General features: G+C 63.8%; 10 protein-coding genes. 5 read left to right on the forward strand and 5 right to left on the reverse strand.

Annotated features, from left to right (window positions below; genetic code table 11):
• Positions 1-3 precede the first annotated feature (3 nt).
• From QRN70_RS22390 to QRN70_RS22405, 4 genes are all read left to right on the forward strand, one after another.
• Positions 4-2,811 (forward strand): multicopper oxidase domain-containing protein, encoded by a 2,808-nt coding sequence (locus tag QRN70_RS22390; protein WP_285420067.1) that lies wholly within the window; start codon positions 4-6, stop codon positions 2,809-2,811.
• Positions 2,808-3,911, forward strand: coding sequence for an SCO family protein (locus tag QRN70_RS22395; protein WP_285420068.1), 1,104 nt, complete (start codon positions 2,808-2,810; stop codon positions 3,909-3,911). Before QRN70_RS22390 ends, QRN70_RS22395 begins: the two co-directional genes overlap by 4 nt.
• Before the next feature lie 106 nt (positions 3,912-4,017).
• Positions 4,018-5,511: a sensor histidine kinase gene (locus tag QRN70_RS22400; protein WP_285420069.1), complete on the forward strand. Its 1,494-nt coding sequence runs from the start codon at positions 4,018-4,020 to the stop codon at positions 5,509-5,511.
• Positions 5,480-6,910, forward strand: a complete 1,431-nt coding sequence (locus QRN70_RS22405; RefSeq protein ID WP_285420070.1) for a sigma-54-dependent transcriptional regulator — start codon at positions 5,480-5,482, stop codon at positions 6,908-6,910. The genes QRN70_RS22400 and QRN70_RS22405 overlap by 32 nt, the downstream gene beginning before the upstream one ends.
• 34 nt (positions 6,911-6,944) lie before the next feature.
• Here QRN70_RS22405 and QRN70_RS22410 read toward each other — a convergent pair whose 3' ends face one another.
• The gene (locus QRN70_RS22410; protein WP_285420071.1) at positions 6,945-7,313 is read right to left on the reverse strand and encodes a hypothetical protein; all 369 of its coding nucleotides are present in this window, start codon (positions 7,311-7,313) and stop codon (positions 6,945-6,947) included.
• 173 nt (positions 7,314-7,486) lie between these two features.
• On the opposite strand from QRN70_RS22410, the gene QRN70_RS22415 reads away from it, so the two are divergent.
• Positions 7,487-8,305: a class I SAM-dependent methyltransferase gene (locus QRN70_RS22415; RefSeq protein WP_285420072.1), complete on the forward strand. Its 819-nt coding sequence runs from the start codon at positions 7,487-7,489 to the stop codon at positions 8,303-8,305.
• Positions 8,306-8,371: 66 nt separating this feature from the next.
• Here the strand turns inward: QRN70_RS22415 and QRN70_RS22420 are convergent, their stop codons facing one another.
• The 4 genes from QRN70_RS22420 to QRN70_RS22435 form a co-directional block, all read right to left on the reverse strand.
• Positions 8,372-9,064: a GNAT family N-acetyltransferase gene (locus QRN70_RS22420; RefSeq protein WP_285420073.1), complete on the reverse strand. Its 693-nt coding sequence runs from the start codon at positions 9,062-9,064 to the stop codon at positions 8,372-8,374.
• Positions 9,065-9,178: 114 nt separating this feature from the next.
• A complete protein-coding gene (locus tag QRN70_RS22425; protein ID WP_285420074.1) occupies positions 9,179-9,970 on the reverse strand; it encodes a carbohydrate deacetylase in 792 nt (263 codons plus the stop codon).
• Positions 9,942-11,132, reverse strand: a complete 1,191-nt coding sequence (locus QRN70_RS22430) for a GNAT family N-acetyltransferase (protein WP_285420075.1) — start codon at positions 11,130-11,132, stop codon at positions 9,942-9,944. The genes QRN70_RS22425 and QRN70_RS22430 overlap by 29 nt, the downstream gene beginning before the upstream one ends.
• Before the next feature lie 4 nt (positions 11,133-11,136).
• Positions 11,137-11,826: a GNAT family N-acetyltransferase gene (locus QRN70_RS22435; protein WP_285420360.1), complete on the reverse strand. Its 690-nt coding sequence runs from the start codon at positions 11,824-11,826 to the stop codon at positions 11,137-11,139.
• Positions 11,827-11,887 lie beyond the last annotated feature (61 nt).

The following is an 11,887-nucleotide window of genomic DNA, read 5'->3' on the forward strand; positions in this document are numbered from 1 at the left end:
GTGATGGACAGAACAACGCGTTACCCCCACAAGCATTTCCTGCTGACGCCGTTGAGCGTCTTTCTGGCATTGACCCTGGGCAGCATGAGCGGGTTGCGAGCGAGCCCGATCGATGACGAGAATCAGCCGGAGCCTGCCGACCCGTCGGCCTACTACGATGAGCCGGCCGATGAAACCACCGCGCTCAACGCTATCCTGACGATGCCCGAGGCCAACCAGGACTCCTTCGATCTGCCTGACGGCGTCAAGGGCACACGGCTCACGCCGCGCGCGGAAAACATCCTGCCGCCGAGCGTGCAGACCAGCTTCAACTACCCCACCAACGGCAAGCCGAGCCCGTTGTTCGGGGCCCAGCCGTTTACCCAGCAACTGGTGCTGTTCGAAGAGTTCGGTCCGGAAAAACTCGACCCGACCACTCCGGCCGCCCCGCTGGGCTTTCCGCCGGCAGCGATCGGCCCGGCACCGGCGCAGGACCCCAACAGTGTCGCGCGCAGTGCACCTCCCGGCCCGGCGCTGGATGCGTTCCTGCGCCAACCGGGGCTGACGCCGTTCCCCAGCCAGTTTTCCAATTCGGTCGACCGCAACCCGTGGCAGGCGCAGATCGAACTGTTCCTCAACCGTCATATCGGCTCGTCCGCCGAAGGCCGCCCACCTGGAAAAGGCTGGGCCCATCAGCGCTGGAACGAGTTCTACCCGCAAGTGGCCTACAAAACCGTGCAGACCGGTGCGCGGCTCAACGGCGGCCTGCGTGACAGCCGGCAGATGCACGGCTATGCCGTCGGTGAGTTCGGCCCGGGCGGGCTGTATCACAACGTCGCCGGCGTGCCGCTGACCGATGGCACCGCCAAGGGCGTCGATCCACGGTTCCACCCGGCAATGCCGGCGCAGAACCACAATTCGGTGTGGACCTTCGACGGCACGCTGCCGCCGAAACTGTTGATGGTGCGCTACGGCCAACCGGTGCTGATGCGTCACTACAACGGTTTGCCCATCGATCCGTCGGCCAACCGTGGTTTCGGCCTGCACACGATCAGCACTCATGAACACAACGGCCACGCGCCGGCGGAAAGCGACGGCTATGCCAACGCGTTCTTCTTCCCTGGCCAGTTCTACGACTACCGCTGGCCGATCCAGCTCGCCGGCTACGACAGCATCAATACCAAGGCCGAGGATCCGCGCGCCGCATTCCCCTGCGCGCCGGGCGAAACCCTGTGGGTCAACGACATGAGCCCGGGCAGGAAGACCTGCGACCACGGCACGATCAGGATTCGTGGCGATTACCGGGAAACCATGAGCACCCACTGGTTCCACGACCACATGCTCGATTTCACCGCGCAGAACGTCTACAAGGGCAACGCGGCGATGATGAACTACTACAGTGCCCTCGACCGCGGCAACGAATCGGTGAACGACGGGGTCAACCTGCGTTTCCCTAGCGGCAGCGCCTTGCCGTGGGGTAACCGCGACTATGACGTCAACCTGGTGTTCGCCGACAAGGCCTGGGATCAGGAAGGCCAGTTGTGGTTCAACCCGTTCAACACCGACGGCTTCATCGGCGATCAGGTGCTGGTCAACTGGCAGTGGAAACCGACTCTCGACGTGCGCGCGCGCAGTTATCGCTTCCGCATCCTCAACGGTTCGGTGTCGCGCTACTTCAAGCTTGCCCTGGTGCGTGAAGTCAAGGGCAGCGGCGGCGAGTTCCAGGGCCCGAAAAACTCCGGCGTGTCGTACAGCCGCGTGCCATTCCACATGATCGCCAACGACGGCAACATCATGGAACACAGCGTGCCGTTCGACGGCTCGATGGACCTCGATGCCGACGGCGACAAGCAGAACCACAACGCGATCCTGCCGACCCAGGGCATCGCCGAGCGGTTCGACATCATCGTCAACTTCGCGAAAAACGGCATCAAACCCGGTGACAAGCTGTTCTTCGTCAACCTGCAGGCCCAGGACGACGGCAAAGGCCCGAAAGAAGTGATCCCGCTGGCCGACGTGCTCGCGGAGAAATACCTGCCGGTGATCAAACAGACCAGCAAGGGGCCGCAGTGGGACAAGGGTGACCCGGTGGTGGGCAAGGTCTTGCAGCTCAACGTCAAGGCGTACACCGGCCAGGACCTGGCCATGGATCCGGCAGCCTATGAGCCGGCCAAACCGGGCAAGGCGGAAGGCCTGGTGATGATTCCGCTGAAGATCCACCGTGACAACGCCGCCGACAAGGCGCTGCTGGCCAAGGCCCGCCACCGTACGTTCACTTTCGGGCGCGCCGACGGCACCGACGAAGCACCGTGGACGGTCAAGACCGATGGCGGCTTCGGCTTCCACATGGACCCACGTCGGCTCAATGCTTCGACCCGACTGGCCAGCGGTCCGACCGATGCCGGCACGAGCGGTTTCGGCACCCTCGAGGTGTGGAACATCAAGGCCGGCGGCACGGGCTGGAGCCATCCGGTGCACGTGCACTTCGAGGAGGGCATCATTCTCAGCCGTGGCGGCAAGGCGCCGCCGGAGTGGGAAAAGTGGGCGCGCAAGGACGTCTACCGCATCGGTTCGGAGCCCGATGGCCTGGACAATGTCGAGATGGCGATCAACTTCCGCGAGTTTGCCGGGACCTACATGGAGCACTGCCACAACACCCAGCATGAGGACAACTCGATGCTGCTGCGCTGGGACCTGGAGAAACCCGGGCAACTGCAGTTGATGCCGACGCCACTGCCGAGCTGGGACGGTGTGCGCTACGTCAACTCCGCGGCACTGCCAACCTTCCGCAACGGCGACGGTTTCGGCCCGAAAGTGGTGGTCAAGCCATGAACCGCCGGCCCGTCGACTGCAGCCCGCTGCCGACCCCGCGCTCCCGGGCGCTGGCCATGCACCTGGTGCTGTTGCTGGTGACCTGCGTGCTCGGCAGCCAGGTGCTGCTGGCGCATCAGGCCGGCGGCGAGCCAACGCCGCCGGCCGCGGAAGCCGCCACCCCCTGGGGTGGCGATTATTTCCCCAACACCCTGCTGACCGATCAGGACGGCCACCAGGTGCATTTCTACGACGATCTGATCAAGGACAAAGTGGTGGTGATCAACTTCATCTTCACCTCCTGCAGCGATTCCTGCCCACTGGAAACCGCGCGTCTGCGCCAGGTGCAGAAACTGCTGGGCGAGCGGGTCGGGCAGGACATCTTTTTCTACTCGATCAGCATCGATCCGCTGAGCGACACGCCGGCAGTGCTCAAGGCCTATGCGCAGCGCTTCAAGGTCGGCCCGGGGTGGAAATTCCTCACCGGCGAGTTCGAAGACGTCACCGACCTGCGCAAGAAACTCGGGCTGTTCATCGAAGGCGTCGACAACGGGCGCAGCAAGGATCACAACCTCAGCCTGATCGTCGGCAACCAGAGCACCGGCCGCTGGATGAAGGCCTCGCCGTTCGAGAATCCGTGGATCCTCGCCGATCAACTGGCCAACACCCTGCAGAACTGGAAGCAGGCCAGCGCCGAGGAAAGCTACGCCGACGCCCCGCAGATTCGTCCACCGAGCAATGGCGAGGAACTGTTCCGGACCCGCTGCGCCTCTTGCCACAGCCTCGGCCCGCAGGATGGCGAGGGCATCGGCATGCGCAACATCGGCCCCGACCTGATCGGTGTGACCCGCCAGCGCGATGCGCGCTGGCTCAGCCGCTGGATTCGCGAGCCGGATCGTGTGCTGGCGGAAAAAGACCCGATCGCGGTGCAGCTGTTCGAGCAATACGAACGCATTCCGATGCCCAACCTGCGCTTGGACGAGCAGTCGGCGCAGTCGATCATCGACTTTCTCGACGACGAAACCCAGCGTCGGCAGCCTGCCGTGCAGCCCTTGGCTGACGGGGCGTTGACGCCAAAACGGGCCAGTTCCACGAGTGAAACGGTGAGTCGCATGCAATAGCGGCCAAACAGCATCATTGAACCGTGTGTCACGGTCATAGCCACCTACACTCACACGTGACGGTGGCTGTAACCGGCTCGATAGAAAAAAACGCCAGGGCATCCCCATGCAGCGACTGAAACAAGCAAAAACACCGGCGCCGGGCGCGACGGTTGCAGCGATCAAGAGTTGGAGCGCGCAGTTCAACCTGCTGCGCTGGTTCTCGCTGGCGAGTTTTTTCATCATCGCTGCCGTGGCGTTGGGCCTGGGTTATGTCTCGACGCGTTTCGTGGTGACCGAGAGCGTCGAGCGCGATGCCTTGCTCACCGCGCAATTCATTCAGGCGATTGGCGACGCGGAAGTACGTCACGCCGGGATCACCCCGGAGCGCACCATGGGCGAAATGCTCGATCCACGCCAGGACAACGCCTTCGCGGACGTCAATCCGGGCTCGCGGGCGGCCGCGCGGATCGAGTTTCTCGATCACGTCGAGCATTTGCCCGACGTGCTCCTGGCCACGGTCTACGCCCTGGATCGCACGGTGATCTGGTCGACCAACCCGGAACTGATCGGTGTGCGTTTCGAGGACGATGACGAGCTGGACGAATCCTTCGAGATGAAGGTGCCGGTGTCCTCCAGTTACCACAAGATCGACGACGAAAAGCCCGAGCAACGCTTGTCGCGCGAACCGAAGTACCTGTTCATCGAAAACTACGTGCCGATGTTCAACGCCGACAAAAGCAAAGTCGTCGCCATGGTCGAGGTCTACAAGGAACCGGCGGACCTGGTGGAGCGCATCGACCGCGGTTTCGCCTCGATCTGGGCCGCGACCCTGCTCGGTGGCGCGGCGATTTATCTGGGCCTGTTCTGGATCGTGCGCCGCGCCGCGAGCCTGTTGCAGAGCCAGCAGCAGCAATTGATCAGCAATGAAACCTTCGTCGCGCTCGGCGAGATGTCTTCGGCGGTGGCGCACAGCCTGCGCAACCCGCTGGCGACCATCCGCTCCAGCGCTGAACTGGCCCAGGAAGTCGCCAGCCAGGGCGCGCAGCGCAATATCGGCGACATCATCAGTCAGGTCGACCGCATGTCGCGCTGGGTGCGCGAGTTGCTCGTGTCGTTGCGACCCATGAGCGATGACGGTGAAGCGGTGGACTTGCTGCCGGCGGTCGAGGACACCCTGGGCGCGTTCGACGCGCTGATCCGCCGCAGCGGCGTCGAAGTGCGCTTCAATCCGCAGCAGTGCCCGCCGGTCGTCAGCCAGAAGGTGCTGCTCACGCAGATTCTCAATAGCCTGTTTGCCAACGCCCTCGAAGCCATGCCCAAGGGTGGCGTGTTGAGTGTCGAGATTGAAACCGCCCAGCCCGGCCAGGTGCGCATGACGTTGGGAGACACCGGCAAGGGCATGAGCGCGCAACAGCAGCAACTGGTGTTCAAGCCGTTTTTTACCACCAAGCAGGGCGGCCTCGGGGTTGGCCTGGCGTTGGTCAAACGAATCATGGAGCGGTTTCAGGGGTCGGTCGTTCTGACCAGCCGCGAGCAGGAGGGAACCCGCGTCAGTCTCAACTTCAAAGTGGCATCGGGAGGGGAATATGGAACACAGCATTCTGCTGGTCGAGGATGACGAACTGCTGGCCGACAATATTCAGACCTACCTGGAGCGCAAGGACTTCGAGGTGACGGTCTGCCATTCGGCCGAGGACGCGCTGGAGCAACTGAGCCGCTTCATGCCGGACGTGGTGCTGACCGACAACTCGCTGCCGGGCATGAGCGGGCACGACCTGATCCAGAAGCTGCGCATCAGCGCGCCGGATCTGAAAGTGATCATGATGACCGGCTACGGCAATGTCGAAGATGCGGTGGTGGCGATGAAGGAGGGCGCCTTTCATTACGTCACCAAACCGGTGGCCCTGCCCGAGCTCAAGCTGCTGCTGGACAAGGCCCTGGCCACCGAGCGCATGGAGCGCACGCTGTCGTTCTACCAGGAGCGCGAGGCGCAGAAATCCGGGGTGCAGGCACTGATCGGCGAATCGGCGCCGATGCAGTACCTGAAAAACACCATCGCGCAGTTGCTCGACGCCGAGCGGCGCATGGCCAACACCGACCTGCCGCCGGTGCTGGTGGAGGGCGAGACCGGTACGGGCAAGGAACTGGTTGCGCGCGCGCTGCACTTCGATGGCCCGCGCAGCAAGGGGCCGTTCATCGAATTCAACTGCGCGTCGATTCCGTCCAACCTGGTCGAATCGGAACTGTTCGGCCATGAGAAAGGCGCGTTCACCGACGCCAAGGATCGCCGCGTCGGCCTGGTGGAAGCGGCGGACGGCGGCACACTGTTTCTCGACGAGATCGGCGAAATGGACCTGCTGTTGCAGGCCAAGCTGCTCAAGCTGCTGGAAGATCGCACCATTCGCCGGGTCGGTTCGGTGAAGGAGCGCAAGGTCAACCTGCGGGTGATCAGCGCCACCAACTGCAACCTTGAGCAGATGGTCCAGCAGGGCAAATTCCGCCGTGATCTGTTTTTCCGCCTGCGCATCATTTCGATCAAGGTGCCGCGGCTGTACGCGCGCGGTGACGACATCCTGTTGCTGGCGCGGCATTTTCTCGCCAGCCATGGCAAGCGCTACGGCAAACCCAACCTGCAGTTCAGCCAGCAGGCCGAAGAGTTGCTGCTCAGTTACACCTGGCCGGGCAACGTGCGCGAACTGCGCAACATGCTCGAGCAGACCGTACTGCTGGCACCCAGCGACACCATCGCCGCGCACCAGTTGAATGTGTGCATGAGCCTGGTCGACGAACCGCCGCTGCACCTGCATCCCGAGATGCCGGCGTTCGACGCGCGTCCGGCGAGCAACACCGAGTCGATGAACCTGCCGGAAGTCGAGCGCGACATGGTGCGCAAGATGCTCGACAAGACCGACTGGAACGTCACCAAGTCAGCGCGCCTGCTCGGCCTGAGCCGCGACATGCTGCGCTATCGCATCGAAAAACTCGGCCTGGCGCGGCCGGACAAGCGTCAATGGTAAGCCGTGCGCCGGCCGGCGGTGCCGCAGGCTGCAGCTACAGGTTCGGCTCCGGCATGACCGGCACCGGCCGGGCCAGGCATTCCAGCAGACAGCTCGGATCCAGCACCTCGTCATTGACGTAGATGCCGCGCTGCGGATCGTAACTGCGCACGAACACCCGCACCGTGGCATCGGCCACGGTCGGCAGTTGCGAATCGTGGAACACATGGCGATCGGGGATGACGATGAAATCCTGCGGCGCCGTGTCTTCATAGTCGCGCGGCGGCAGCGCGCTGAACGAGGGCGGAGCAGGGTGGGCGAAGGGCTGGTTCGGCCCGTAGTAGTTGAAGTTGCTGTCGAGCGCGTGCGCCTGGGTGGCAGCGAGCAGACAGCAGGGCAACAACAGCCGTTTCAAGGTTTGCATGGCGGCACCTGCGTGGGCGGTTTTCCCCAAGGCTATTAACTATAGCTGGCTGTGCCTGGGCTGTCGGTGCACTCGACGGCGTCTACGGGGGGCTTACAGGTTTGTAACAACTTGCGCGCGCAGGCTGGTCTAGACTCGGGCCGCTCGATCAAGAGCATCGCCCGGAGTGCGCCATGGAAGTGCCAAACCACAAGAACGTTATCGAGAGCAATCGTCAGGCGTGGAACGATTCTGCTCGCCATCACCAGGATTCGCCGGACTGGCAGGCCTTGCTCGATGAAGTCACGCAGGCCGATTTCTCCTGCCTCGACGATACCCTGCGCGGCTTGCTGGAACAGCTCGGTGTCGACGGCCAGGACGTCGTGCAACTGGGCTGCAACAACGGCCGCGAGAGCCTGTCGCTGTTCGCCCTCGGTGCGCGAAGTGTGATCGGCATCGATCAGTCCGCGGCGTTCCTCGAGCAGGCCCGCGCGCTGAACAGCCGTTCCCCGCACCACGCCGAATTCATCGAGGCCGACATTCATCGTCTGCCGGCGCCACTCCTCGCGCGTTTCGACATGGCGCTGATCACCATCGGCGTCCTCAACTGGATGCCCGATATCGGCGAGTTTTTCCGCCACGTCGCCGCGACCTTGAAACCGGGCGGGCGCCTGGTGATCTATGAAACCCACCCGTTCCTGGAGATGCTCGACCCCGAGGCCGCGGATCCCTACCGCCTGGCCACCTCGTATTTCCGCGCAGAGCCGTTCGTGCAGGAGCAGCCGATCGTCTACGTCGGCAAGGTCGAGCAGGCCGCGGCCAAGTCGTACTGGTTCGTGCACACCCTCGGCGCGATCTTCAGCGCCGCCCTCGATGCCGGGTTGAACATCGCGCACTTCAGGGAATACGCCCATTCGAATCGCGAAGAACTCTACGACCGCTACCTGGACCAGGAGGCGCAAGTGCCCATGTGCTTCACCCTGGTCGCAGAGAAAACTCAGGGCGTGGTGTGACGGGTGGCAGGTCCCGCTGTGCACGAAGGTTGACACAGCAGCACCTGACGGTTGGTTAAGGGGCCTTTACGCCTGTGCCGCAGCACTGACCACGGGCCGTCCCGGTTTGCGCAGCGGGTCCAGGCGTGAGCCCTGGTAGCGGCTTTCGCGGAACAGGCGCCAGCGGCCGAACAGGCCGTAGACGTGGGTGACCCGGCCCTGTTCGTGGTAACCCATGCGAATGTGCAGTTTCAGCGCCGGGATATTGTGGGTTTCGCAGACATCGACGACTTTGTGGCAGCCCTGGGTGGCCATGGCTTGCCAAAGCGCGACTTGCACGTCCACCGACAGGCTGCTGCCGAAGTAGGCGCGGGTCATTTCGCCGCCGAACTCGAAGAATTCGCCGGGTTTGACCGGGAACTCGCAGCCGTAATAGTGACGGTCATGGTAGTTGCGCGTGCTGCCCCAGATGAACGCCACGGCGTGGCCGTCGGCGTCCAGGTACATGTGCCCGGTGTGACCTTCGTCCGCGAGTTCGGCCATGGTCTGTACACGGTCGCCGAAATGCCTGGCGAACGCCCCGGCATTCTGCGCTGTGATGTCGACTTTGCGCAGGCCTTCATAGGGCCGCAGCTTGTGCGGCGGCACCGGGCTGACCAGGTCGCGCTCCATCCACAACAGCTCCCAATGGAAGAACACATAGCGTTTCCACAGTGTGCCGAAGGTGCGGCCCAGGCCTTTCTGGCGGATGCGGTCGCGCAGCTTTTCGATGACGCTCATGATGCCCTCCGTGGCCGTAGCCCGGTGTGGTGGATGGTGCTTTTTGTGGGTATAGATCAAGCCTGCAAGTTCATGTCAAAGCGCCAGCTTTGAAAGTATTGCAAGTTGTGTAACTCATTCCAGTGCGGTCGCCCCGCGCAAAAAATCCTTGTTCAGATCGCTGTAGGAAACCCGTGGAATACCCGGCAACCGCTGCTCTAGCAGGCGGCTCAGGGACTCTCCCGGAGCAAGATAGGCATCGCCGAAATCCGCCCCGAGCGAGTTCGGGTGGGCGACGATTTCCAGCACACCGTCGGTCGGCGCGGGCGCATTGCGCAGGTCCACCGGCGTGCACACGTAATCTGCCGTCGCGCCCGCCAGACCCTGCAATCGGCGATTGAGCAGGCCTTTGAACAGGCGCTTGGGCAAGCTGAGGTTCTGCCCCAGGTTGCGTGCCAGGCGCACCGGCACACCTTGATGAGCGGCGAAGCGCGCGACGATCTCGCCGATCGGCCAGATGTTGTGCACGTGCTGATGCGAGTCCAGGTGGCTGGGCCGCACGCCGTGGTCGACACAGCGTTGCCACTGCGCCTGCAGTTCTTTACGCACCGCCTCGCGATCCGCGCGGTTGAGCCACAGGCTGTGGCGTGCCAGGTTGAGGTCGAACACGCCGTGGCTGTCGCAGAACGTGCGGCGGGCGCGGATCGCCTGGCTCAGCGGCCGGCCGTAGGTCAGGTTGAAGTGCAGGCCGACCCGCCCTTCGAGCAGTGGATGGCGGGCCATGGCACAGGCCGCCTCGAACGCCGGCATGTTGGCCATGGCCGTGGCGGAACTGATCACCCCGGCCTGGAACGCGCTGAAGATCACCGCGTTTTCATTTGCGCTGAGGCCGAAATCGTCAGCGTTGACTATGACTTGGCGAGGCATGGTCGCCCTCCGTGGTAATGGCGGTGGGTAGGGGGGCCTGCTTGGGCTGCGGCGCACTCGCCGGACGTTTGGCGCGCCATTGCTGCACGCGCGGCTTGAGCCGGTGCCAGACGCGCAGCGCCAGGCCCAGCAGCAGGCCGCTGGGACGCCACGAATAGAAACTCCAGCGCCAGTGCTCCAGTTGCCCGGTCATGCGTTCGTGCAGTTGGTGGCTGGAGTTCTCCAGGCTGACGCGCGAGGCATCGATCCAGTGCCAGTGTTCGTCCAGGCCCCAGCGAATCCACTCATCGAGCAACACCCGGCCGCTGCCCAGATCGGCGTACTGCGGCAGGAACGCGAGGTTGTAGTCGTAGAGCCGGCCCTGTTCGAGCAGGCCGAGTCGGTAGCTGAGGCAGCGGCTGTCGAGCTCCAGCGTCACCAGGCGTACCAGGCCCTGCGCGGCGAGGGCGCTGAAGGCGCTGTCGATCCATTGTCGGCTGCGCGCGCTGGCAAAAATGCCGACGCCTTCGTCACCTTTCCAGCTCACCGCCTCGACTGCGCTGATGGCCTGCAGCAACGCCGGCATGCTGTGCGCATCGGGGACGATTCGGCGTACCTCGGCGCCGCACGCGGCAATCCGTTTGCGCGCTCGGCGCAGTTTGTAGCGTGGATCGCCGGAGACTTCCTGGCGATCGGCCTCGCTGATCAGGTGCACCGGCACGCGACAGCTCAGGCGCCGTTCGCCGGTAGAGCTGTGCGCCATCCACTCGGTGAGGGCACTTTCTTCGCCGGCCGGCTCCGACAATTCATTGAGCTGCAGCAGGGCGTGGGGCAGCCGTTGGCGAATCAACTGCAAGGCCTGGCGCATGTCCGCGGCGTCCAGCAGCGACAACAGCGCCAGTCGATCGGCGAGGGGGTAGCCAAGGTGATGCAGCACCCTGAAGCGCATGCCGAAGAAACGTTCACGACCCGCCACCAACGGCAGGCACAGGCGCAATTCGTCGGCTTCCCAGGCGAGCAGCACGTGCACCTGCTGACCGGCGTCCAGTGCCTGCTCGGCGGCGATCAACCAGGCGAGGCTGTTGAACGGCGTGTGGTCCGTCACCCGCAGGCGCAGCGCGTCATAGGCCGCTGCCGGGAAGTCGGTTGCGCACAGCGAAGTGCGCCATTCGAATCGCGCCATAGGCTCAGGTCGCCGTTGCTGTGACAGATGGACGGGAGGGCTTGCGCAGTGCATCCAGGCGCGAGCCGCTGTAGCGGGTTTCGCGGTAGAAGCGCCAGCGCCCGAACAGGGTGTAGACGTTCATGATCCGCCCTTGCTCGGTATAGCCCATGCGCAGGTGCAGCTTGAGCGCCGGGATGTTGTGGAACTCGCAGACGTCCACGACCTTGTCGCAGCCCTGCGCAGCCATGGCTTTCCACAGCTCCAGTTGCAGGTCGACCGACAGTTCCGAGCCCCAGTAGGCGCGGGTCAGTTCGCCGCCAAACTCGAAGAATTCGCCAGGTTTGACCGGGAACATGCAGCCGTAATAGTGCCGGTCGAAATAGTCGCGGGCGCTGCCCCAGATGAAGGCTACGACGTCGCCCTGATCGTCCAGGTGCATATGCCCGGTATGGCCCTCGGCGGCCAGTTCGGCCATGGTGCCGACGCGATCACCGAAGTAGCGCGCGAATGCGCTGGTGTTGTCCGGAGTGATCTTCACCACCCGCAGCGGCGGGTACGGCTTGAGGCTGTGCGGCGGCACCGGGCTGACCAGATCGCGCTCCATCCACAGCAGTTCCTGATGGGAGAAAACGTAGTGCTTCCATGCTTTCTTGACGGTGGCAGACAGTCCTTTGTGCCGTAGGTGTTCAGTCAGTTTGCTCAGCATGTTCATGGTGTTGACTCCTGATGACGATGCATCGCGTGGCCACGGGCCGACGCGGCGGAACATCAAC

It is taken from the genome of Pseudomonas sp. efr-133-TYG-5 (genome assembly GCF_030209175.1).
Classification (GTDB): domain Bacteria; phylum Pseudomonadota; class Gammaproteobacteria; order Pseudomonadales; family Pseudomonadaceae; genus Aquipseudomonas.

Excerpts from the sequence above, each read along its gene's own strand:
- QRN70_RS22390 (WP_285420067.1), top strand. The coding sequence starts at position 4 with ATGGACAGAACAACGCGTTACCCCCACAAGCATTTCCTGCTGACGCCG.
- QRN70_RS22395 (WP_285420068.1), top strand. The coding sequence starts at position 2,808 with ATGAACCGCCGGCCCGTCGACTGCAGCCCGCTGCCGACCCCGCGCTCC.
- QRN70_RS22400 (WP_285420069.1), top strand. The coding sequence starts at position 4,018 with ATGCAGCGACTGAAACAAGCAAAAACACCGGCGCCGGGCGCGACGGTT.
- QRN70_RS22405 (WP_285420070.1), top strand. The coding sequence starts at position 5,480 with ATGGAACACAGCATTCTGCTGGTCGAGGATGACGAACTGCTGGCCGAC.
- QRN70_RS22410 (WP_285420071.1), bottom strand. The coding sequence starts at position 7,313 with ATGCAAACCTTGAAACGGCTGTTGTTGCCCTGCTGTCTGCTCGCTGCC.
- QRN70_RS22415 (WP_285420072.1), top strand. The coding sequence starts at position 7,487 with ATGGAAGTGCCAAACCACAAGAACGTTATCGAGAGCAATCGTCAGGCG.
- QRN70_RS22420 (WP_285420073.1), bottom strand. The coding sequence starts at position 9,064 with ATGAGCGTCATCGAAAAGCTGCGCGACCGCATCCGCCAGAAAGGCCTG.
- QRN70_RS22425 (WP_285420074.1), bottom strand. The coding sequence starts at position 9,970 with ATGCCTCGCCAAGTCATAGTCAACGCTGACGATTTCGGCCTCAGCGCA.
- QRN70_RS22430 (WP_285420075.1), bottom strand. The coding sequence starts at position 11,132 with ATGGCGCGATTCGAATGGCGCACTTCGCTGTGCGCAACCGACTTCCCG.
- QRN70_RS22435 (WP_285420360.1), bottom strand. The coding sequence starts at position 11,826 with ATGAACATGCTGAGCAAACTGACTGAACACCTACGGCACAAAGGACTG.